Origin of the sequence: Streptomyces sp. NPDC048415 (assembly GCF_040651675.1) — a bacterium.
Lineage (GTDB): Bacteria > Actinomycetota > Actinomycetes > Streptomycetales > Streptomycetaceae > Streptomyces.
On the sequence record NZ_JBEZKJ010000070.1, the window covers coordinates 24,646 to 43,480 of the forward strand.

Genomic DNA, 18,835 nt, shown 5'->3' on the forward strand with positions numbered 1-18,835 from the left:
CCGGGCGCGGACTACCAGCCGGCGGCCTCGGCCACGACCTGGTAGACGCCCTCGATGTTCACCATGCGCGGCAGCTCGCTCTGGTTGATGACCACGCTGAACTGCTTCTCCAGAGCGGCCAGAATCTCGATCGCGCGCAGGGAGTCCGCGTTGTGGTCCTCCTTGAACAGACTGGTCTGTGTGACCTCGTCCTCCTCGATCTCAAGGATGTCGCAGACGATTTCCTTGATGCTTTCGGTGCGCTCGACAAGCTGAGCAGACATGCTTCTTCTCCTTGAGACGGAATGCGCTTGGGATTCAGTGCGCGGATTTCTTTCCGCTACTTGATTCTCGACCGCCGAAAAGGGCTTCGGCCCGGCAGCGGCAGGAAGTTGTCAGTGAACGCGTCAGGCCTGCAGGAGGCGGTCCGCGGGGCGGCGCGCGAGCACGGCCTGACTGACGGTGAGGACGACCTCGCCGCGGACGCGGGTGGCGCCCTCGAAGATCTGGATGTCGTCGATCGTGCGGGCCAGGCGCACGGAGTGTTCGAGGGTGTCGCCCGGGAAGACCGGTGCCCCGAAGGCCAGTTGGGTGTAGCTGCCCAGCATCAGGACCTCTTCGGCCAGCACATCCGTGTTGGCCTTGCCGGCGGTGGCGAGGACCGCCGCGGCCTGGTTGAAGGACTCCATCAGCGGACCGATGGGATAGGCGTACGCGGCCGGGTCCTTCGCCTCGCCGTCGAGATGCCGGTACCACGGCTCGCCGTACGTCACCGCCTTCTCGGCCGTGACCTGTTCACCGGGGGTGAAGGTCAGCACCCGGTCGATCAGCAGCATCTCGTCGCGGTGCGGGATGCGGGACATCACCTCGGGCAGGGACAACGGCCCCACGCCCGAGGGGAGTTCGAGCGGCCCCGAGAAGTCGGGCAGGGCGAGGGGGGCTGCGGCGCCCGTGTCCTCGTACCGCAGGCGGATCCTGGCCACCGGGTTCCGCTCGGTGGCGGCGGTCGCCCGGCACACCCAGCCCGCCGCGTCCCGCGTCCAGCGCAGGGTGAAGGTCAGGGTGTCGCCCGGATAGGCGGGGTGCAGGAAGCGGGCCGATTCCAGTCGGGCCAGGCGCAGTCCGGGGGCGTCGGCGGGAGGCCGGTCGAGTGCCGCCCGGTGCGCCGTTTCGACGAGGAAGACCCCGGCGAATATCGGGAAACCCCGGTAGTGGCCGTTGAAGACGGGCTCGGCGGGGTCGAGTCGCAGCTCGACCGCCCAGGTGTGGGAAGCGCCGTCGGCCCGTACCACCGTGAAAGGCGTACGGACCGAACGGCACCGGTCGTGGCCGCTCATCCCGATACTTTCCCCAGGAGCAGGCCGTAGGTCTGGCCGAAGTTGGTGATCTCGCCGAATTCGGCCTCGGAGATCTTCACGCCGAATTTCTTCTCCAGCTGGACGAGGATTTCCAGGCCCATGAGCGAGTCGACGCCCAGGTCCTCGATATAGAGGGCGTCGTCGGTGACGTCCTCGATTTCGACGTCGAGGGCGTCGGCGACAAGGGTGCGCAGGGCTTCCTTGTCGAGGGTCGCTGTACTCATCTGTGCTTCCTTCACTGAGGTGTCGATGGGGTGAGATGCCGCGGTGGTGTGGCTCAGGCCGCGATGAGTTCCCACGGCTCCGGCAGCCGTTTCGCGTGCCGGGGCTTCGCGTCGGCCCACCAGCGGACCGAATGGGCCAGCAGGGCGGCCGGGTCCTGGACCTTCCTCGTGGGTTCGAAGGGGGCGGGGATGCTGGTGTAGCTCTCGAACATGCTGAGCAGTTCGACGGCCCGCTGCTGCACGTCCGAGAGATGCGGCGTGGACAGCGGCAGGAAGAAGCGGTGCCAGTGGGCGGCGGGGATGACGGGGGCGAGCGGGATCGGGCCTACCCCGCGCTCGGCCCGCCATTCGTTGATGGTCCGGGTGATGACCGCGACCATGTCCGACACCCGCAGACAGCCCTCGCCCGCGGCGATCGTCTCCACCACCTCTTGGGCGGGCGGCGTCCCCAGCGCGGCGGCCACGATGACCTCGGCGACCTGGTCCACCGGTGAGATCTCGATGAAGCCGTCCGGGTCGCCGACCAGTGCGGGCGCCAGGCCCGAGATCAGGGACTGCACCATCGCGTACGGGCCCGAGAGGCGGGCGATCGCGCCATCGGTGCTGCGGCCGAAGACCAGCGGGGGCCGCACGATGGTCAGCGGTCCCGGATGCCGGGTCCGTACGACGTTCTCGGACTCGGCCTTCGACCACTCGTAGCCGTTGCGGTACTGGCCGTACTCGGCGTCCTGGCCGGCGCCTTCCTGTCCGTCGACGTACGCGGTCGATATGTGGACCACGTGCGTGTCCGCGTCGGCGAGGTCGAGCACCGCCTCCGTGGTGCGGACATTGGCGGTGATCGCCTCGTCCTTGGTCATCGTCCACCGGGTGGAGGCGGCACTGTGGATCACCGCGTCCCAGTGCTGCCGCAGCACCTCGGGGGCGGGCTCGGTGCCCAGCACCCAGCCGATCTCTCCCGGCCGGGACGGACGCCGCGTCACCGAGGTGACCTCGGCGACCTCCGTGAACTCGGCGAGCTGTGCGAGGACTTCGCTGCCCACCACGCCACCGGAGCCGGTCAGCAGGATCTTCATCGGGTGCTCCTCGGTGCTGTGCCGGCCGGGCCCGCGGCGCTGTGCTCGCCGATCCGGGCCAGTACGGACTCGGTGAGGCCGCGCAGGGTCCGCTCGGCGATGGGGCCGAGCATGGCGTCCATCAGCGGAATGCCGATCTCGAAGTCGATGTGCAGCTCGACGGTGGTGAGCGGGCCGTCCGTTCCGATCTGCCAGTGGCCGGTGCAGCGGGAGAGCGGGCCCTCGGTCTGGCGGAAGTCGATCCGGCGCCGCTCATGGTCGATGGAGTCCTCCTCCACCCATTCCAGGCGCGGCCCGCCGAGCAGCACGGCCCAGCGGGTGGTCCGCCGATCGCCGTCCTCGCCGAGGATCTCGGCCTCGGCGACCTCGGGGATGTACGAGGGGATGGACGCGCAGTCGAGCAGCGCGGCCCAGATGCGGCCGGGAGCCTTCCCGGTCGTATGGCGGGTGGTTATGGTGGGCACGTTCCCTCAGTCCTTCGCGTTCCGTGACAGACCCAGCTCCGGAAGGTCGCGGAACTCGGTGTCGAGGTCGGTGAGTTGGTCGCCCCGGGCACTCTCGTGCAGGTCCTTGGAGCGAATGCACAGCAAGGCGATGACGGTGCCCACGGCGGTCACGGCCGAGGACGCGATCAGTACGTCGTGCAGGCCGTCGACGAAGGCGGCGTGCGCGGCCTCGGTGACTTTCCCCGCGAGGCCCGGGGGCAGGGTCTTGGCCATCTCGCCCGCGGCGCCCGTCGACACGGCGTCGCCGAACTGCCCCGACTTCGGGCCCGGTTCAGCCGCGGCCGGCGAGGCGGCGAACGCGTCGGCGACCCGGCTCTGGAAGACCGCGCCGAACACGGCGATGCCCAGGGCGACGCCGACCTGCTGGAAGGTCTCGCCGATCCCGGAGGCCATGCCCGCCTTGTCGGGCTCCACCACACCGACCGAGAGCGCGGCCCGCAGCGGCTGGTAGATACCCATGCCGACACCGGCCACGATCATGCTGGGCAGCAGTACGGTCCACTCGCTGTCGTGGCGCACCAGGGTGACCAGGCTCAGGCCGGCCGCCATCAGTCCGCCCGAGAGCACACCGAGCAGCTTGGGCGAGACACGGGCGGTCAGTATTCCGGTCACACCCGCGACGACGAACAGCGTCAGGGTCATCGGCAGGAACCGCACACCGGTCTCGAGTGCACTGAAGCCCAGCACGTTCTGCAGATACGAGATCTGCAGGAAGATGGCGCTCAGTACGGTGGAGTTCCACAGCAGCGCCGCAGCGGACATCCCGTTGAACGTGGGGATGCGGAACAGCGAGAGATCGAGCATGGCGGCCGCACCGCGACGGCGCTCGATGACGACGAAGAGCACCAGGAGCGCGGCGGAGCCGGCGAACATCGCGACGATCGGCGCACTGGTCCAGCCCTCCGCGTGCCCGCGCAGGAAGCCCGTCACCAGCAGGCCGAGGGCGCTGGAGAAGACCACCAGGCCCGCCCAGTCGACGGGGTGGCTCTCCGGGTTGCGGGATTCGCGGATGCGCAGTGCCCCGATGATCAGGGCCAGGGCGCCGATCGGCACATTGACGAGGAAGATCCAGCGCCAGCTCAGTGCGTCGGTGAGCCCGCCGCCGATCAGCGGGCCGAAGGCGATCGCCAGACCGACCACACCGCCGAAGACGCCGAAGGCCTTGCCGCGGTCCTTGCCGCGGTACTCGTGGCCGATCAGCGCGGGGCCGACCGCGAACAGCACGGCGGCGCCGATGCCCTGCAGGCCACGGGCGAGATTGAGCTGCAGGATGGTCTGCGAGACACCGCAGCCCAGCGAGGCCAGGATGAAGACGACGAAACCGATGTCGAAGACCCGCTTGCGGCCCAGCCGGTCGGCGAGCGAGCCGCCGGTGAGCAGGAACGCGGCGAGTGTCAGTGCGTAGGAGTCGAGGACCCACTGAAGCTCGGAGAAGTCGGCGTCCAGCGCGCCCCGCAGATCCGGCAGGGCCACATTGACGACGGTGAGGTCGAGCATGAGCATGAACGTGGCGATGCAGACCACGGCCAGCGTCCAGCCACGTCCCCCGGTGGCGGATCCGCCACCGGCCGCCGGGATTTCTTCTTGTGTATCCATGAAATGGGCTCTCCTGTTACCGGGCGTGGGGGGTCATCGGGTGACTTTTGCGAGAAGCAGGCCGTAGGTCTGGCCGAAGTTGGTGATCTCGCCGAATTCGGCCTCGGAGATCTTCACGCCGAATTTCTTCTCCAGCTGGACGAGGATTTCCAGGCCCATGAGCGAGTCGACGCCCAGATCCTCGATATAGAGGGCGTCATCGGTGACGTCCTCGATTTCGACGTCGAGGGCGTCGGCGACAAGGGTGCGCAGGGCTTCCTTGTCGAGGGTCGCTGTAGTCATCTGTGCTTCCTTCACTCAGGTGTTGAGGGCGTGACGAGGGCGGCGCACACATGGCCCGCCGCGGTGGCCGTGACGATCAGCCGGGGGCCTTCGCCGGCCCGTGTGCCGCCGGTGAGGGTCTCCGTCAGGGCCCGGACGGGGCTCAGGGAGCCGGTGCCGGCGGGTTCGGCCTCGGCGTTCAGCGCGGCGGCAGCCGCCAGCGCGACCGGAGAACCGTCACCGATCAGCCGGACCGGTGGCCCGGACGCGTACGGGATCCCCAGTCCTGCGAGCGCCACGGTCAGTACCGCTCGCGCCTCCCCGGGGACGGCCGCCCGGCGCGGCGGCAGGAAGACCGAGCGCACCTCGACCCGACCCAGTGCCCGGCCGGCCCTGGCCCGCACCGCCTGTGCGGACTCGACGACCAGGGCGAGCGCCCCGTCCTCGGCCGCACCCGAGACGGTCACGGCTGCCTTGTCCGACTCCGGCGGGAGACTCTCGGTCGCCCCGGCCAGCAGCCAGTCGGCGCGGCCCGAGCGCAGTGCGCGCAGCCCCGCCTGCAGTGCTTCGAGCCCCGCCGTGCGCGGAGTGTGCACGGCCAGACTGAAGCCCTTCAGCGCGTGCTCCATCGCGATCCGGCTCGCGATGAGGTTCGGCGAGAAGTACGGGACCGCGGTCGGCGACAGGAGGTGCGCCTCGCCGGCGACCGTGGCCTCGTCGATCTCCGCGTGCACACCGGACACCGCGTGGTTGGTGCCGACCGCGACCGCCCGCCGCTCCTCGGGGACGGCGAGCAGCGCGTCGCCGATGCCGTGCTGGGCCAGCGCCCGCTTGACCGCGGCCAGCAAGTACTGGGCGGACGGCGGCAGATGGCGGTAGCCGCGGCCGAGCTCGGCCCGCTGGTCGAACCAGCCGGACCGGCCGGGCCGCGGTGCGTTGACGGCCTCGACGGCCGATACGACGAACGACTGGGTCATGAGGGCGCTCCGGTCAGGGCCAGCGAGATGTTGTTGCCGCCGAAGGCGTACGCGTTCACCAGCGCGACCCCGGAGCTCAGCTCGGTCTCACCGGTGGGCAGCCGCACCGGGCAGCCGGGATCGGGCGCCGCCGTCGGCGGATTGCCGGGCACGGCCCCGTGGTGGAAGCACAGGGCGGCGAGCACCGTGCCCAACACCCCAGCGCCGCCCGCGAGATGGCCGACGACCGCCTTGAGGTTGTGCAGCGGGATCGCGCCGAGCCGGTCGCCGAAAACCGCGCCCATGGCGGCCGACTCGGTGCTGTCGTTGAGCCTGGTCCCGGTCGCGTGCGGCACGATCAGCCGCACCTCGCCGGGCCCGGCTCCGGCCTCGGCCAGGGCCGCCCGCATCGCCCGGCCGGCCTGGGCGCCGGAGGGATCGGGCGCGGTGGGGTGGGCGGCGTCGCAGCTCCAGCCGCTGCCCGCGAGCGTCGCGTACATCCGGGCGTCACGCGCCCTCGCATGCGCGGCGGACTCCAGTACGACGACGCCCGCGCCCTCGCCGAGCACGACACCGGCCCGGTCCCGGTCGAAGGGCCGCGGCCGGTCGGGAGCGAGCGCGCCCATCTGGTTGAAGGCGGCGACGGTCACCCGGGAATACGCCTCGGCCCCGCCCGCGACGACCACATCGGCCTCGCCCGAGCGGATCATCTCCGCACCCATCGCGATGGCGTAACCGCTGCCCGCGCAGGCGTTGCTCAGATTGACCGCCCCGGCCCCGGCGCCGATCTCGGCGGCGAGCGCCGAGGCCAGCGTGAAGGGTGGCGAGGCGTCAGCGACCGGCGGCACCTGTCCCGCCCGGGCCAGCTCGACCTGCCGGGCATCTCCGACGCTGGACCCCATCACCACGGCGATACGGGACCCGGGCACCGTGTCGAGCCGGGCATCGGCGCAGGCCTCGAGCCCGGCCTCGAGCGTGTAGCGGGTGGCCGGGCCCACGGAGTCCCGCGGCGCCGGGGCCACCGCGTCCTGTGGCGCCGGTCCCACGGTGCTCTCCGGCGCGGACCCCACCGCGTCCTGCGGCGCCGGTTCCACCGCGTCCCGCGGTCCTGGTCCCGGTCCCACGGTGCCCTCCGGCGCCGGGTCTTCGTCCGGCACCAGGTAGTACAGCGGCAGCGGAACCTTAAGGTCCGGATCCGGTACCCGGTCGGCGTCGGCGGTGGCGCCTGCCCGTACCCCTGCCCAGAACGTCTCCACGCCCCGGCCCAGCCGGCAGACCACGCCCAGGCCGGTTATGGCGATCTCGGTCACCGTGAACAACTCCCCGTCTGCGGAAACCCCGTGTTTTCGACAGGACACTAGGCCGCGGAATCCCTGGCGACGGGGAACCGGCAGGAACCTGAAAGCCCCTGGTGCGGAACCCCGGGCACCCCCTGCAGGAAGCTGTCAAGGCCGCGGGCGGAACTCGGAGTTGCCCCTACGTTTTCTTCCGTCCGCAGAGCCATGGACCATGGAAAGGGAATGGGCAATTCGCATGTCATTCACGACGCTCACGGAAAAGCTGGCCGCGCTCACCACCAGGACCACCGACACCGAGGTGCGCCCCCGCTACGAGGGCAACAACATCAACACCTGGATCGGCTTCAAGCACGTCAACTACCTGGTCGAAGAGGCCGTACTCGCGCACTTCCGAGCCGCGGGCCTGCCCTCGCGCACCCTGTTCCAGGAGTACGGCCTGGGCCTGGAGCTCGCCGAGCTCGACACCCGCATCCTCAACGCCTTCCACCTGGACGAGACGGCCACCGCCACGGTCCGCCCCACCGGCGACGGCACGGGGCTGACCTTCGCCGTCTCCCTCTCCAAGGACGGGAAGAACAAGGACGTCACCGCCAAGGTGCGGGTCGCGCTGCGCCGTGAGCGCTATGTGGACCCGACGAACGCGGTGCCGGCCGAGCTGGCCCCGTACACCGTCGAGCGGATCGCGACCGCCGAGCCGGTGCGTGACGCGGAGCTCGTCCCGAGCGCCGACCTCGGCCTGACCGCCACGCACCACACCGATCCGCTGCTCAAGGAGCTCGTCGAGGGCAGCAACGCCGTCGCCTGGCGCTGGCGTATCTCTTACCCGTACTGCCACAACAACGAGCGCCTGCAGATGTCCGGCTATCTGCGGCTGATGGAGGAGGCCAAGGACCGCCTCGTCGCCCATCGCGGCATCTCCATCAAGACCCTCCTCGACGAGCGCAAGTGGATTCCCGTGGTCCCGCACTCCAAGATCCGCTTCCTGGACGAGGCGCTGATGGAGGAGGAGCTGCACATCGTCTTCACCATCGAGGACATCTTCAAGGACCTCACCTACACCTCGCGGATGGACTGCTACGTCATCCGTGACGGCAAGCTCGTTCCCACCGCCACCGGCACGATCGTGCACGGCTACGCGGTGTTCGAGAACCGCAAGGACTGGGCTCTCGTCCCCTTCGACGAGCACGTCCTGACCGCCCTGCGGGGCGAGTGACCCACCGTGCCCGACTTCGTGCTGATCGAGTCGTCCGGACCCGCGTCGGGACCGGCCGGCGCCCGGTTTCTCAGCGATGCGGCCACGCTGGCACGCGCCGGACACCCGGTCCGCCTTGTGCTGGTCCAGGAGGGCGTCACCGCCGCACTGCCCGGCGCGCAGCCGGCCCTCTCCGAAGTCCTCGGCCACGGGGCGGAGTTGTGGGTCGACCGGTACGCGCTGGCCCAGCGCGGTCTCGAGGCGGCGGAGCTTCCCCGGCAGGCCCGGCTGATCGAGATGGCCGAGGTGGCGCAAGAGCTGCTGGCCGCCGACACCCGGGTGGTGTGGCACTGATGGGGCGCACCCCACGGACGGATGTCCTGCTCGTCGTGATGGGCCCCCCGCACACCGGAGAACTCACCACCTCGGTGTTCCGGCTGCTGCAGGCACTCCTCGAACGCGGTGCGAGCGTCCAGGTCTGGGCCTGCGGCTACAGCACCATGCTCAGCCAGGAAGCACTCGGCGAGAGCAAGCCAGCCAACCTCCTTGACCGGCATGCCAGTTACCCGACCACGGTCGTGCTGATCCGCGATCTCCTGGAGGCCTTCCCCGGACAGCTGCACTGGTTCGGGTGCAGGGCCTGCGGCGAGCACCGGGGCGCCACCGGACACATCCCCGAGGTGCGGACGCGGGCGCCGCACACCTTCGGCGGCCATGTCCATGCCGCCACCAAGACGCTGTTCATGGGGGTGGCCTGATGACCTCGCTGGCGATCGTGGAGCGCGCCTACCGGGGCGCGGTCGAAGTGGCTTACTTCGACGCGCTCTTCCTCGGCATCGAGATCCACCGGCAGCTCGGGCTGGACGTGCTGCTGCGCGGCGAGGCCGTGACCTATGCCGTGGACGGCCCGGCACCGGAGCCGTTCCTGGTGGGCAAGCGGCTGGTGGAGACCCTCGACGCGCCGCGCGCCGATCTGCTGCGGCTGCGCGATCTGGGCGTCGGGATCCGGGTGGAGCGCGAGGACCTCGCGGCACTCGGGCTGGGCGAGGACCGGCTGATCGACGGAGCCGAGCCGGTGGCCGCGGGTGAGTTCGCGGCCCGCTGGCCCGAGTACGACCGGATCTTCTTCCTCTAGCCCGCCCAGCCCTTCTCCATCCCGCCCCGCCCACCTCACCACACCACCACACACACAGAGGGAGAACAGACGGTGACCGAAGTCGTCATCACCGGCCTGGGGGCCCTGTGCCACCTCGGCGCGGGGGCGGACAGGTTCTGGCAGGGGCTGCTCCACCCTGCCCCGCCCAGGCCGGTCCGGGCCGCCGATCCGCTGGCCCATGTGCCCATCCGGGACTTCTACTTCCTGCCCGAGGGTGCCCTGTCCCCCGAGCCCGCCGAGGTCGACGGGTACACGGTCGGGGATGCCACCAGGGCGGCACTGAGCGTGGCACGGGAGGCGGTGGCCGACGCCGGACTCACCGGGGCCGGGCTCACGGGCGGCCGTACCTCCGTCGTGATGGGAACCTCCATCGCGGACGCGTATGTCATCGAGCGGTGGCGCGGCAGCAAGTCCTTCCCCGCCGACGACCGCTGGACCCCCGTGTTCTCCACCGCGTCCGTCGTCGCCCGTGAGCTGGGCACGGACGGCGCGGCCAGCACCTTGAGCAACGCCTGCTCGGGCAGCGGCTATTCAATGGCCATCGGCGCCGACATGATCCGTGCCGGGGAGGCCGACGTCGTCGTCGTCGGCGGCTTCGAGACCTACTCCAGGGTCGCGCACGCGGCCTTCAACCAGGTGGGCGCCCTCGACCCGGCGAGCTGCCGGCCCTTCGACAAGACCCGCGGCGGTACCGTGCTCGGCGAGGGCGCGGGCGCGGTCGTACTGGAACGTGCCGAGACGGCGCGGGCCCGCGACGCCCGGGTGTACGCGACGCTGACCGGCTCGGGCTGGAGCTGCGAGGCGTATCACGCGACCGGTCTCGACCCGGACGGCACCCAGATCGTACGGGCCATGCGCGACGCCCTGGCGGAAGGGGACACCACACCCGACGAGGTCGACTTCGTCGTCCCGCACGCCACCGGCACCAAGCTCAACGACCTCATCGAGACCCAGGCCATGTACCAGGTCTTCGGCGAGCGGACCCGCGGGCTGCCGCTCTACAGCCTCAAGGCGCTGATCGGGCACACGGGCGGCGCGTCCGGCGGCCTCGGCACGGTCGCCGCCGCGCTCTTCCTGCACCACGGCTTCCTGGCGCCCAACCTGCCGGTCGCCACGCCCGACCCGGATTGCCCGGTGCATGTCCCCGCGTCCTCGACCACCCCGGCCGGCCGGACCGCGATGGTCAACTCCTATGCCTTCGGCGGTAACAACATGTCCCTCCTGCTGCGGGGTGAGCCGCGATGACCGCTGATCTGCTGGTGACCGGCATCGGCGTGGTCACCCGGGCCGCGCTCGACCCCCTGGGCGAGCGCACGAAGGGCTGGTTCGACCACCGCGCCGAGCTGGGCCGTGGCTACAAATACCTTCCCAAGGCCAGCCAGTACCTGCTCGCGGCCACCGCGCGGGCCCTGACCGACACGGGCGCGGAACTCGCGGATGTCCCCGAACACCAGCGGGCGATCACCGTCGGAACCAACAACGGCATGTCCGAGCTGCAGGGCGAGTTCGACCGCACCGTGATCGAGGGTGACTCGACGCTGCTCAGTCCGGCCACGGTCCCGTACTTCTCGGTCAACCTGGTCGGCTCCAGGGTGGCCATGGAGCACGGCCTGAAGGGCTTCAGCCTGGGCGTGCACAGTCCCCGGGTGGCGGGTCTCGAAGCCGTGCAGCACGGCGTACGGGCGCTGCGCGCCGAACGCGCCCGCTGGCTGCTCGCCGGCGCCGCCGAGTCGCCGCTCGACTGGTCCGAGCCCGGCGCCGTGGACAGCGAGGACGGGGCCGTGGCCCTGGTGGTCGAGCGGGCCGAGGCGGTCGCGGCGCGCGGCGGCCGGGCCCATGGCCGGGTGCGGGTGCGCAGCTTCCTGCTGCCGCCGCCGGTGGCGGACTCGCCCCGGGGCCGGGCGCAGGCCGAGCGGCTGCTCGCGGCGGCTGTCGCGGCCCTCGGCCTGACCCGCGGGCGTCCCGAGGTGTGGCTCGTCGGCGGGGACGACGCCGTGACCGGCGCGGTCGCGGGCGCGCTGGGCGAGACGGTGACCAGGATCCCGGCCGGCGCCGGCTGCCTCGGGCCGGCCCTGCTGGTCGCGGGTCTGCTGCGGGAGGCCTCCGCCGAGCAGCTGGTGATCGGGGCCGCCGCACAGGGCAACGTCTCGGTCGCCCATGTGGTCCCGGCACGCGCCGACAGTGTCGCCTTCATGAACCACTCACCGTACGAAAGGAGTTGAGCCCGCCATGACCGTGGCATTCGCCACCCCCCTGAACCGCACCGTCCAGATCCTGGAGCGGCGCCCCACCGGGGCCACCGCCCGGCTGACCGTGGGCGCGGACGAACAGGTCTTCCGCGGCCACTACCCGGACTTCCCGATCTTCCCCGGGGTCTGCCTGATCGAGACCGTCCACCATGCGGCCCTGGCCCACCCGCCCGCCGAGGGGCGGCCGCTGCTGGCCGCCGTGGAGTCGGTGCGTTTCCTCAGCCCCGTCTTCCCCGGTGACGAGGTCACCGTCGAGCTGGAGTGGAAGCTCAAGTCCGGCGCCTGGAAGGCGTACGCGGCCCTGTCCACCGCACGCGGCAAGACCGCCCAGGTCCGCCTCGGCTACGTACTGGAGGAGACCGCGTGATCAGCATCAGCCGGCTCAAGGAGACGCTGCCGCACCGCTATCCGATGCTGCTCGTCGACCGGGTCACCGCCATCGAACCGGGGCAGAGCCTCACCGCGGTCAAGGCGGTCACCGCCAACGAGCCCTGGTACGCGGAGGTCCCCGACCACGCCACCGACGCCGAGCACGGCTATCCGGTCGCCCTCCTGGTGGAGTCCTGGTGCCAGGCCGCCGGGGTGCTCGCCCTGTGGGAGCAGGTCGGCCCCGAGGAACTGGCGGACCTGGTCATGCTCTTCGGCTCGATCAGCGGCATCCAGGTGCACGGCCGGGTGCTCCCCGGGAGCCTGGTCGAGCACCGGGTGCGGCATGTACGCAGCGTCGGCACGACGTTGATCTTCGAGGGCGAGAGCCTGCTGGACGGTGAGCCCGTGCTGACCGTCGGCTCGATCGTCATCACCATGCGTCCGGGCGGCGAACTGGCCGCGGGCGAGGAGAACACATCCGAAGGAGAGCTGACCCATGCCTGAACCGACCCCCAGGGTGGCCCTGGTCACCGGAGGCTCCCGGGGCATCGGCCGGGCCTGTGTCCTGCGCCTCGCCCAGGACGGCCTCGACGTCGCCTTCTGCTACTCCTCCCGGTCGGCGGCGGCCGACGAGGTGCGCAAGGAGGCGTCCCGGCACGGCACCCGGATTCTCGCCGTACAGGCCGATGTCTCGTCCGCCGATTCGGTACGGGATCTCGTCAAGCAGGTCAACGAGCAGCTCGACCCCATCGACGTCCTGGTCACTTCGGCCGGGATCGTCCGGGACAACCCGCTGCTGCTGATGACCGACGAGCAGTGGAACGAGGTCGTCGACGTCAATCTCACCGGCACCTACAACGTGTGCCGCGCCGTCGCCTTCGACATGCTCAAGCGCCGCTCCGGATCCATCGTCACGCTCTCCTCGGTGGCGGGTGTCTACGGCATCCCGTCGCAGACCAACTACGCCGCCACCAAGGCGGGGATCATCGGCTTCACCAAGTCCTTGGCCAAGGAGGTCGGGCGGTACGGGATCCGGGTCAACGCCGTCGCGCCAGGGTTCATCGAGACGGACATGGTCTCGGGGCTGGACCCGGAATACGCGCGCAAGATGGTCTCGGGCGTGCCGCTGGGCCGGATGGGCACCGCCGACGAGGTCGCGGACCTGGTCTCGTACCTGTCCTCGGACCGGGCCGGGTACATCACCGGGTCCGTGGTCCAGATCGACGGCGGGATCGTGCTCTGATGGCCCTCATCCGGACCGCCGTGCCGGCGGCATTGACGGCGGCCCTGGTGGCGATCGGCGGTCTGCACCTCATCTGGGCGTTCTCGCCCTGGCCGCTGGGCGACAAGGTGTCCTTCACCAGGACGGTCCTCGGCAGCGACGACGGCAGGATGCCGCCGCCCGCACTGTCCGCGCTGGTCGGTCTCGCGCTCATCGCGGGCGCCGTGCTCACCCTGATGGTCAACGAGACCATCCCGGAGATCGGCCCCGGCTGGCTGCGCACCCTGGGCAGCTACGCTCTCGCCCTCGTCCTGCTCGGCCGGGGCTTCGGCGGCTTCCTGCTGAACTCGGGGGCCACCAACGAATTCCAGCAATGGAACACCGCCCTGTACTCGCCGCTGTGCGTGGCGCTCGGACTGCTCGGCGGGGTGGTCGCGGTTGCCGCCAGTAAGCGCTGAGCAGCACATCGCCCGTGGCGGCGTCCAGGTGTGGCGCTGGCGGACGGGGACCCCGGACGACGCCGGCGCCCCGGACGCTACGACGCTCAGCCGCGCCGAGCGGGAGCGGGCCGCCAGGATCAAGGATCCGGCGCGCTCCGCCGCGTTCGTGACCGGCCGCGGGGTCGTGCGTGAACTCCTCGGCGAGATGCTGGGAACGGAGCCGCGGTCGGTCCCGCTCGGCCGGCTGCCGTGCCCCGACTGCGGTGACTTGGAGCACGGGCCGCCCGCCCTGCTGCACCCGGATACGCCGCTGCGGATCAGCCTTTCCCACACCTCGGGGCACGGCCTCCTCGCCGTCGCCGGTTTCCCCGTCGGCGTCGATGTGGAGGAGTGCCGTCCCCTCGACCTGGACACGGTCGGCGGCAAGGCGCTGACCGTACGCGAGCGTGCGGTGCTGGCCGCGGCCGGGCCCGGCGACCGCGGCGCACTCTTCTTCCGCTCCTGGACCCGGAAGGAAGCCGTCCTGAAGGCCGTCGGAACGGGAATCGTCAGGCCACTGGACGAATTGGACGTCCAGCCCGAACAGCCGGGGTCCGCGCGTGTGACGGCCGGACTTCCAGGGCGCGAGCGCCCCTGGCTGATAGAGGATCTGGTGCTTCCCGCACCCCTGGTGGCCGCGATCGCCTTCCCCGGGGAACACGGCGGCAACGGGGTTCGGTTGTGGGAAAGGCCACGTAAATTCTGCGCCACTCCCTGACCGAACGGGAGTACGGTCCGGCGTGTTCGGGAAGCGGAATTCAGTTCACCGCAAGCGCATAGCCCAAGGTCCGGGGCGGGTCGGCGGCGGTTCTCCAGCAATTTGAACAATCCTCATATTTCACCCCCGAGACTGGTTCAACTCTCATCAAAATAAGGCACGTTGACTGCTCAGTTCGCGCCAATGTAGTGTTGGACTCGACTAAGCGTGATCAATAGTTTCATCGGGCCAAAGCCGGGATTGGGCGACGGGGGAGCCCCACTCTTCGGGCACCCCTTGTCGCCGTTCCGCGTCATCGGGGGATGTACGGACCGTGTCCAATCATGGGGAATTCGCTTCAGAATCCAGCGGCGAGGCGGAAAGCGCGCTTCTGGAGATTCGCTCGCTCATCGACTCGGTCTTTTCACAGAACAGGCCCTCGTCGACGGAAAGTCAACCACTGCTCACCACAACACAAGACACCCGGACGGCACTTCAGGCGCTGGCGGACCAATTGGGCCAGGCCGAGCGGCGGGTGGATGTCGTGCTGCCCTCGGACCGCTCCGGGGCCGGGGTGCTGGCCTTCGTGCTCTCCCGGGCCCCGAAGGAGACGCCAGGTGGCGTCCGTATCCACGTACTCGGATCGCAGTCCGCGGTGGAGCGGTTCGGGCTGCTCGATCTGAAGCCCACGCGGCACGGCCTGGAGATCCGGGTCACCGACGCGGCGCTGCACGGGGCCGTCATCATCGACGGGCGCACCGTGCTGACACGGCACATCTCGGAGCACACCTCGCATGCTGCCCTGGTGCGCGCGCCGGCTGTGGTCCAGGCCTTTAACGCCCTGTTCGCCGATGCGTGGAAACGTTCGGTTCCGTTGCCTCTGGATCGGATCCGACACGAATTCCCCCAGGAAATACTCATCTGCCTGCGCGAGGGGTACATCGACGAAGTCGCGGCCCGCGAGCTGTCGATGTCCGTACGCACCTACCGTCGGCATGTGGCGGAGATCATGCGCATCCTGGGCGCCAACTCCCGATTCCAGGCCGGCGTCTTCGCCGCCGAAGCGGGACTCCTGCGGACGACCGAACGCGGCCAGGAGAAGCAGGCGGGCTGACTACGCACTGACTGCCTCCCGACGCCCCATTTGGCTCTCCGGTTGCTCTTCGGTGGCTTGAACGCAACAACATGACATTCAAGTCGCCCATTCAACAGAGCCATTCGGTCCCGCTGTCAGTTTGCGGTCATCGCGCGGTCCGGGCCTGTCCCGGGTGCCTAGCGTCCGACGCATGAACCGACTCCCTTGAAAGGGGTGTGCCCGTGATGGGAAAGACCGCACTCGTCTTCCCCGGCCAGGGGTCCCAGCGGGTGGGCATGGGGCTCCATCTGCTGGAGCAGTGGCCGGACCTGCTGGACACCTACTACCGAACGGCCGACGACATCCTCGGCCTCCCGCTGTCCACGCTCTGCTGGCAAGGCCCCGAGCAGTCGCTGCGGGACACCTCCATCACCCAGCCCGCGGTCTTTCTGACCAGCGTCGCCACCCTGCACGTCCTGCGCGAGCACGGCCTCGAGCCGGACCTGGTGGCGGGGCACAGCCTCGGCGAGTACACGGCCCTGGTGAGCGCGGGCGTACTCGACTGGACCGACGCACTGCGTCTGGTACGCCGCCGGGGCGAGCTCATGGCCGCGGTCAACGCACAGGTGCCCGGCCGGATGGCGGCGGTCCTCGGTCTGGATCTGGCCACCGTGGAAGCCCTCTGCGCGCACGCCGCCGAGGAGACCGGCCAGGCGGTCGAAGTGGCCAACGACAACGAGCCGGGGCAGGTTGTCGTCTCCGGGCGGGAGGCCGCGGTCGAGCGGCTGTGCCGGGACGCACAGGACGCGGGTGCCGTCAGGGCGGTCGTCCTGGACGTGGGCGCTCCCTTCCATTCCAGTCTGATGGCAGCAATCGAGGAGGAGTTCGCGGCCGAACTCGCCGGGGTCGAGCTGTGTGCCCCCCAGGTGCCGGTGATCTCGGGGGTCACCGCGGACCTGGTCACCACCGCCGACGAGATACGCGGCTGCCTGCGCCGCCAGCTCGCCGGCCGGGTGCGCTGGACCGGCGCCGTGCGCGCGCTGATGGGCGCCGGGGCCGAAGTGTTCGTGGAAGTCGGCCCGGGCCAGGTGCTCTCCGGACTGTGCCGGCGGATCGCATCCGAAGTGCCGGTCCATCCGACGCATGACACGCGCAGGCTCGCCAAGACCCTCGCGCTCGCCGGCCGCGAGGCCGCTGTGCCGGGAGCCGCGGCATGAAGGGCAGGGGGGACACGACAATGGACCTGAGCAGCCGGCTGGACGAACTGACCGAGCTGAAGGGCCTGGTCCGGCGGGGACCCGACCCGGCCGCCACCGAACGCCAGCACGCCAAGGGCAAGCTGACGGCGCACGAAAGGATCGAACTGCTCCTCGACGAGGGCTCGTTCACCGAGATCGAGGCGCTCCGCCGGCACCGGGCGACCGGCTTCGGCATGGAGCAGCGCCGCCCCTACTCCGACGGCGTGATCACCGGCTGGGGCACGGTCCACGGCCGCACGGTCTTCCTGTACGCCCACGACTTCCGGGTCTTCGGAGGCGCACTCGGCGAAGCGCACGCCCAGAAGATCCAGAAGGTGATGGACCTCGCCGAGGTCGCGGGGGCCCCGCTGGTCTCGCTGAACGACGGCGCGGGCGCCCGTATCCAGGAAGGCGTCACAGCCCTCGCCGGCTACGGCGGCATCTTCCGCCGCAACACCCGCTGCTCCGGGGTGATCCCACAGATCAGCGTGATGCTGGGACCCTGCGCCGGCGGCGCCGCGTACTCGCCCGCGCTGACCGATTTCGTCTTCATGGTGCGCGGCACCTCGCAGATGTTCATCACGGGCCCCGATGTGGTGCAGGCGGTCACCGGGGAGCGGGTGACCCAGAACGAGCTCGGCGGCGCCGACGTCCACGCGAGCACGTCCGGTGTCGCGGCCTTCGCGTACGACGACGAGGAGCAGTGCCTCGAAGAGGTCCGCTATCTGCTCTCGCTGCTGCCCTCCAACAACCGTGAACTGCCCCCCAGGGCGCCGACGGCGGACTCGCCGACCCGCAGCGCCGAGGCACTCATCGGCCTGGTACCGGCCGACCCCAGCCGCTCCTACGACATGCGCAAGGTGATCGGGGAGATCGTCGACGACGGCGAGTACTTCGAGATCAGCGAGGGATGGGCGACCAATGTCCTCTGCGCGCTGAGCCGCTTCGACGGCCACGTCACCGGCATCGTCGCCAATCAGCCCGGCAGCATGGCCGGCGTCCTCGACATCGAGGCCTCCGAGAAGGCGGCACGCTTCGTCCAGTTCTGCGACGCGTTCAACATCCCCCTCGTCACCCTGGTGGATGTGCCCGGCTTTCTGCCGGGCGTCGGCCAGGAGCACGACGGCATCATCCGGCGCGGCGCCAAACTGCTCTACGCCTACTGCAACGCCACGGTCCCCCGCGTCTCACTGGTCCTGCGGAAGGCCTACGGCGGCGCCTACATCGTCATGGACTCGCGTTCCATCGGCGCAGACCTGTCGCTGGCCTGGCCGTCGAACGAGATCGCGGTGATGGGTGCCGAGGGCGCCGCCAATGTCATCTTCCGCAAGGAGATCGCGGCCGCCGACAACACGGACGCGGTGCGCGCCCAGAAGATCAAGGAGTACGAGACCGAGCTGATGGGCCCGTACTACGCGGCCGAACGCGGCCTCGTGGACGACGTGATCGACCCGGCGGAGACCCGCTCGGTCCTGATCCGCTCGCTGGCGATGCTCCGTACCAAACACGTCGACCTGCCGTCGCGCAAGCACGGCAACCCGCCGGTGTGATGGCGATGACGACACTTGATCCGCGGGTGACTCCGCACTTGACGGTCGTCCGGGGCAATCCGGACCCGGAGGACCTCGCGGCCCTGATCGGCGCGCTCATCGGCAGCGGCCGGAGCACTCCGGAACCGGTGGAACCGCATCCTGGCCGCGCAGGCTGGGACCGGGCGTACCGTGGCTCCTGTCCCCAGGCCGGCTCCTGGAGGTCGCACCGATGACAAGCGGACCCGCGGTGGGCGGGCGCGAGACGCGAGTGCTCTCGATACGCAAGGTGCTCATCGCCAACCGTGGCGAAATCGCTGTCCGCGTGGCCCGGGCGTGCCGGGATGCCGGGATCGCGAGCGTTGCCGTGTATGCGGA

Annotated in this window: 25 protein-coding genes; 16 read left to right on the plus strand and 9 right to left on the minus strand. The window is 70.3% G+C overall.

Annotated features, from left to right (window positions below):
* Nucleotides 1-11 precede the first annotated feature (11 nt).
* The 9 genes from AB0D27_RS33000 to AB0D27_RS33040 all read right to left on the minus strand — a co-directional run bounded on the left by AB0D27_RS33000 (nt 12) and on the right by AB0D27_RS33040 (nt 7,263).
* Entirely contained in the window at nt 12-263 is a 252-nt protein-coding gene (locus tag AB0D27_RS33000) for an acyl carrier protein (RefSeq protein WP_362516035.1), read from the minus strand.
* A 123-nt stretch (nt 264-386) separates the two neighbouring features.
* Nucleotides 387-1,316 (minus strand): hypothetical protein, encoded by a 930-nt coding sequence (locus AB0D27_RS33005; protein ID WP_362516037.1) that lies wholly within the window; start codon nt 1,314-1,316, stop codon nt 387-389.
* Nucleotides 1,313-1,561, minus strand: coding sequence for an acyl carrier protein (locus tag AB0D27_RS33010; protein ID WP_362516039.1), 249 nt, complete (start codon nt 1,559-1,561; stop codon nt 1,313-1,315). The genes AB0D27_RS33005 and AB0D27_RS33010 overlap by 4 nt, the downstream gene beginning before the upstream one ends.
* Before the next feature lie 53 nt (nt 1,562-1,614).
* Nucleotides 1,615-2,634 (minus strand): SDR family oxidoreductase, encoded by a 1,020-nt coding sequence (locus tag AB0D27_RS33015; RefSeq protein ID WP_362516041.1) that lies wholly within the window; start codon nt 2,632-2,634, stop codon nt 1,615-1,617.
* Nucleotides 2,631-3,098, minus strand: coding sequence for an SRPBCC family protein (locus AB0D27_RS33020; protein ID WP_362516042.1), 468 nt, complete (start codon nt 3,096-3,098; stop codon nt 2,631-2,633). The genes AB0D27_RS33015 and AB0D27_RS33020 overlap by 4 nt, the downstream gene beginning before the upstream one ends.
* 6 nt (nt 3,099-3,104) lie before the next feature.
* The gene (locus tag AB0D27_RS33025) at nt 3,105-4,736 is read right to left on the minus strand and encodes an MFS transporter (RefSeq protein WP_362516044.1); all 1,632 of its coding nucleotides are present in this window, start codon (nt 4,734-4,736) and stop codon (nt 3,105-3,107) included.
* Between the two features lie 33 nt (nt 4,737-4,769).
* Nucleotides 4,770-5,018, minus strand: a complete 249-nt coding sequence (locus tag AB0D27_RS33030) for an acyl carrier protein (protein WP_362516046.1) — start codon at nt 5,016-5,018, stop codon at nt 4,770-4,772.
* 11 nt (nt 5,019-5,029) lie between these two features.
* The gene (locus AB0D27_RS33035; RefSeq protein WP_362516048.1) at nt 5,030-5,974 is read right to left on the minus strand and encodes a beta-ketoacyl synthase N-terminal-like domain-containing protein; all 945 of its coding nucleotides are present in this window, start codon (nt 5,972-5,974) and stop codon (nt 5,030-5,032) included.
* Nucleotides 5,971-7,263: a beta-ketoacyl synthase N-terminal-like domain-containing protein gene (locus tag AB0D27_RS33040; RefSeq protein WP_362516050.1), complete on the minus strand. Its 1,293-nt coding sequence runs from the start codon at nt 7,261-7,263 to the stop codon at nt 5,971-5,973. The genes AB0D27_RS33035 and AB0D27_RS33040 overlap by 4 nt, the downstream gene beginning before the upstream one ends.
* A gap of 223 nt (nt 7,264-7,486) precedes the next feature.
* Between AB0D27_RS33040 and AB0D27_RS33045 the strand changes: the two genes are divergently transcribed.
* The 16 genes from AB0D27_RS33045 to AB0D27_RS33120 all read left to right on the plus strand — a co-directional run.
* Complete coding sequence (locus AB0D27_RS33045) at nt 7,487-8,464, plus strand: thioesterase family protein (protein WP_362516052.1); 978 nt, start codon at nt 7,487-7,489, stop codon at nt 8,462-8,464.
* 6 nt (nt 8,465-8,470) lie between these two features.
* On the plus strand, nt 8,471-8,797 hold the full coding sequence (locus AB0D27_RS33050; protein ID WP_362516054.1) for a DsrE family protein: 327 nt from the start codon (nt 8,471-8,473) through the stop codon (nt 8,795-8,797).
* Complete coding sequence (locus AB0D27_RS33055) at nt 8,797-9,201, plus strand: hypothetical protein (RefSeq protein ID WP_362516055.1); 405 nt, start codon at nt 8,797-8,799, stop codon at nt 9,199-9,201. Before AB0D27_RS33050 ends, AB0D27_RS33055 begins: the two co-directional genes overlap by 1 nt.
* Nucleotides 9,201-9,578 (plus strand): DsrE family protein, encoded by a 378-nt coding sequence (locus AB0D27_RS33060; RefSeq protein ID WP_362516057.1) that lies wholly within the window; start codon nt 9,201-9,203, stop codon nt 9,576-9,578. The genes AB0D27_RS33055 and AB0D27_RS33060 overlap by 1 nt, the downstream gene beginning before the upstream one ends.
* Nucleotides 9,579-9,650: 72 nt before the next feature.
* Nucleotides 9,651-10,844, plus strand: a complete 1,194-nt coding sequence (locus tag AB0D27_RS33065; protein WP_362516058.1) for a beta-ketoacyl-[acyl-carrier-protein] synthase family protein — start codon at nt 9,651-9,653, stop codon at nt 10,842-10,844.
* Nucleotides 10,841-11,821 carry a beta-ketoacyl synthase N-terminal-like domain-containing protein gene (locus tag AB0D27_RS33070; protein ID WP_362516060.1) on the plus strand — a complete coding sequence of 327 codons (981 nt, stop codon included), beginning with the start codon at nt 10,841-10,843 and terminating at the stop codon, nt 11,819-11,821. The genes AB0D27_RS33065 and AB0D27_RS33070 overlap by 4 nt, the downstream gene beginning before the upstream one ends.
* A 7-nt stretch (nt 11,822-11,828) precedes the next feature.
* Complete coding sequence (locus AB0D27_RS33075) at nt 11,829-12,215, plus strand: hypothetical protein (RefSeq protein ID WP_362516062.1); 387 nt, start codon at nt 11,829-11,831, stop codon at nt 12,213-12,215.
* Complete coding sequence (locus AB0D27_RS33080; protein WP_362516063.1) at nt 12,212-12,721, plus strand: beta-hydroxyacyl-ACP dehydratase; 510 nt, start codon at nt 12,212-12,214, stop codon at nt 12,719-12,721. The genes AB0D27_RS33075 and AB0D27_RS33080 overlap by 4 nt, the downstream gene beginning before the upstream one ends.
* The gene (gene fabG / locus AB0D27_RS33085) at nt 12,714-13,460 is read left to right on the plus strand and encodes a 3-oxoacyl-[acyl-carrier-protein] reductase (RefSeq protein WP_362516065.1); all 747 of its coding nucleotides are present in this window, start codon (nt 12,714-12,716) and stop codon (nt 13,458-13,460) included. The genes AB0D27_RS33080 and fabG overlap by 8 nt, the downstream gene beginning before the upstream one ends.
* Nucleotides 13,460-13,897, plus strand: a complete 438-nt coding sequence (locus AB0D27_RS33090; RefSeq protein ID WP_362516067.1) for a DUF3995 domain-containing protein — start codon at nt 13,460-13,462, stop codon at nt 13,895-13,897. The genes fabG and AB0D27_RS33090 overlap by 1 nt, the downstream gene beginning before the upstream one ends.
* Nucleotides 13,878-14,636, plus strand: a complete 759-nt coding sequence (locus AB0D27_RS33095; RefSeq protein WP_362516069.1) for a 4'-phosphopantetheinyl transferase superfamily protein — start codon at nt 13,878-13,880, stop codon at nt 14,634-14,636. Before AB0D27_RS33090 ends, AB0D27_RS33095 begins: the two co-directional genes overlap by 20 nt.
* A 523-nt stretch (nt 14,637-15,159) precedes the next feature.
* On the plus strand, nt 15,160-15,729 hold the full coding sequence (locus tag AB0D27_RS33100) for a hypothetical protein (RefSeq protein WP_362516071.1): 570 nt from the start codon (nt 15,160-15,162) through the stop codon (nt 15,727-15,729).
* A gap of 206 nt (nt 15,730-15,935) precedes the next feature.
* Nucleotides 15,936-16,907 (plus strand): ACP S-malonyltransferase, encoded by a 972-nt coding sequence (gene fabD / locus AB0D27_RS33105; RefSeq protein ID WP_362516072.1) that lies wholly within the window; start codon nt 15,936-15,938, stop codon nt 16,905-16,907.
* Nucleotides 16,908-16,927: 20 nt separating this feature from the next.
* Nucleotides 16,928-18,478, plus strand: coding sequence for an acyl-CoA carboxylase subunit beta (locus tag AB0D27_RS33110; RefSeq protein WP_362516073.1), 1,551 nt, complete (start codon nt 16,928-16,930; stop codon nt 18,476-18,478).
* Between the two features lie 5 nt (nt 18,479-18,483).
* Nucleotides 18,484-18,693, plus strand: a complete 210-nt coding sequence (locus AB0D27_RS33115; RefSeq protein WP_362516075.1) for an acyl-CoA carboxylase subunit epsilon — start codon at nt 18,484-18,486, stop codon at nt 18,691-18,693.
* Nucleotides 18,694-18,737: 44 nt separating this feature from the next.
* On the plus strand, nt 18,738-18,835 hold a 98-nt coding region (locus tag AB0D27_RS33120), incomplete at its 3' end, for a biotin carboxylase N-terminal domain-containing protein (RefSeq protein ID WP_279617129.1).

Bases quoted from the DNA above. Each gene is read 5' to 3' on its own strand.
- AB0D27_RS33090 (WP_362516067.1), top strand. From the start codon at position 13,460: ATGGCCCTCATCCGGACCGCCGTGCCGGCGGCATTGACGGCGGCCCTG.
- AB0D27_RS33110 (WP_362516073.1), top strand. From the start codon at position 16,928: ATGGACCTGAGCAGCCGGCTGGACGAACTGACCGAGCTGAAGGGCCTG.
- AB0D27_RS33070 (WP_362516060.1), top strand. From the start codon at position 10,841: ATGACCGCTGATCTGCTGGTGACCGGCATCGGCGTGGTCACCCGGGCC.
- AB0D27_RS33060 (WP_362516057.1), top strand. From the start codon at position 9,201: ATGACCTCGCTGGCGATCGTGGAGCGCGCCTACCGGGGCGCGGTCGAA.
- fabD (WP_362516072.1), top strand. From the start codon at position 15,936: ATGGGAAAGACCGCACTCGTCTTCCCCGGCCAGGGGTCCCAGCGGGTG.
- AB0D27_RS33005 (WP_362516037.1), bottom strand. From the start codon at position 1,316: ATGAGCGGCCACGACCGGTGCCGTTCGGTCCGTACGCCTTTCACGGTG.
- AB0D27_RS33000 (WP_362516035.1), bottom strand. From the start codon at position 263: ATGTCTGCTCAGCTTGTCGAGCGCACCGAAAGCATCAAGGAAATCGTC.
- AB0D27_RS33055 (WP_362516055.1), top strand. From the start codon at position 8,797: ATGGGGCGCACCCCACGGACGGATGTCCTGCTCGTCGTGATGGGCCCC.
- AB0D27_RS33030 (WP_362516046.1), bottom strand. From the start codon at position 5,018: ATGACTACAGCGACCCTCGACAAGGAAGCCCTGCGCACCCTTGTCGCC.
- fabG (WP_362516065.1), top strand. From the start codon at position 12,714: ATGCCTGAACCGACCCCCAGGGTGGCCCTGGTCACCGGAGGCTCCCGG.
- AB0D27_RS33035 (WP_362516048.1), bottom strand. From the start codon at position 5,974: ATGACCCAGTCGTTCGTCGTATCGGCCGTCGAGGCCGTCAACGCACCG.
- AB0D27_RS33045 (WP_362516052.1), top strand. From the start codon at position 7,487: ATGTCATTCACGACGCTCACGGAAAAGCTGGCCGCGCTCACCACCAGG.
- AB0D27_RS33025 (WP_362516044.1), bottom strand. From the start codon at position 4,736: ATGGATACACAAGAAGAAATCCCGGCGGCCGGTGGCGGATCCGCCACC.
- AB0D27_RS33115 (WP_362516075.1), top strand. From the start codon at position 18,484: ATGACGACACTTGATCCGCGGGTGACTCCGCACTTGACGGTCGTCCGG.
- AB0D27_RS33015 (WP_362516041.1), bottom strand. From the start codon at position 2,634: ATGAAGATCCTGCTGACCGGCTCCGGTGGCGTGGTGGGCAGCGAAGTC.
- AB0D27_RS33075 (WP_362516062.1), top strand. From the start codon at position 11,829: ATGACCGTGGCATTCGCCACCCCCCTGAACCGCACCGTCCAGATCCTG.
- AB0D27_RS33010 (WP_362516039.1), bottom strand. From the start codon at position 1,561: ATGAGTACAGCGACCCTCGACAAGGAAGCCCTGCGCACCCTTGTCGCC.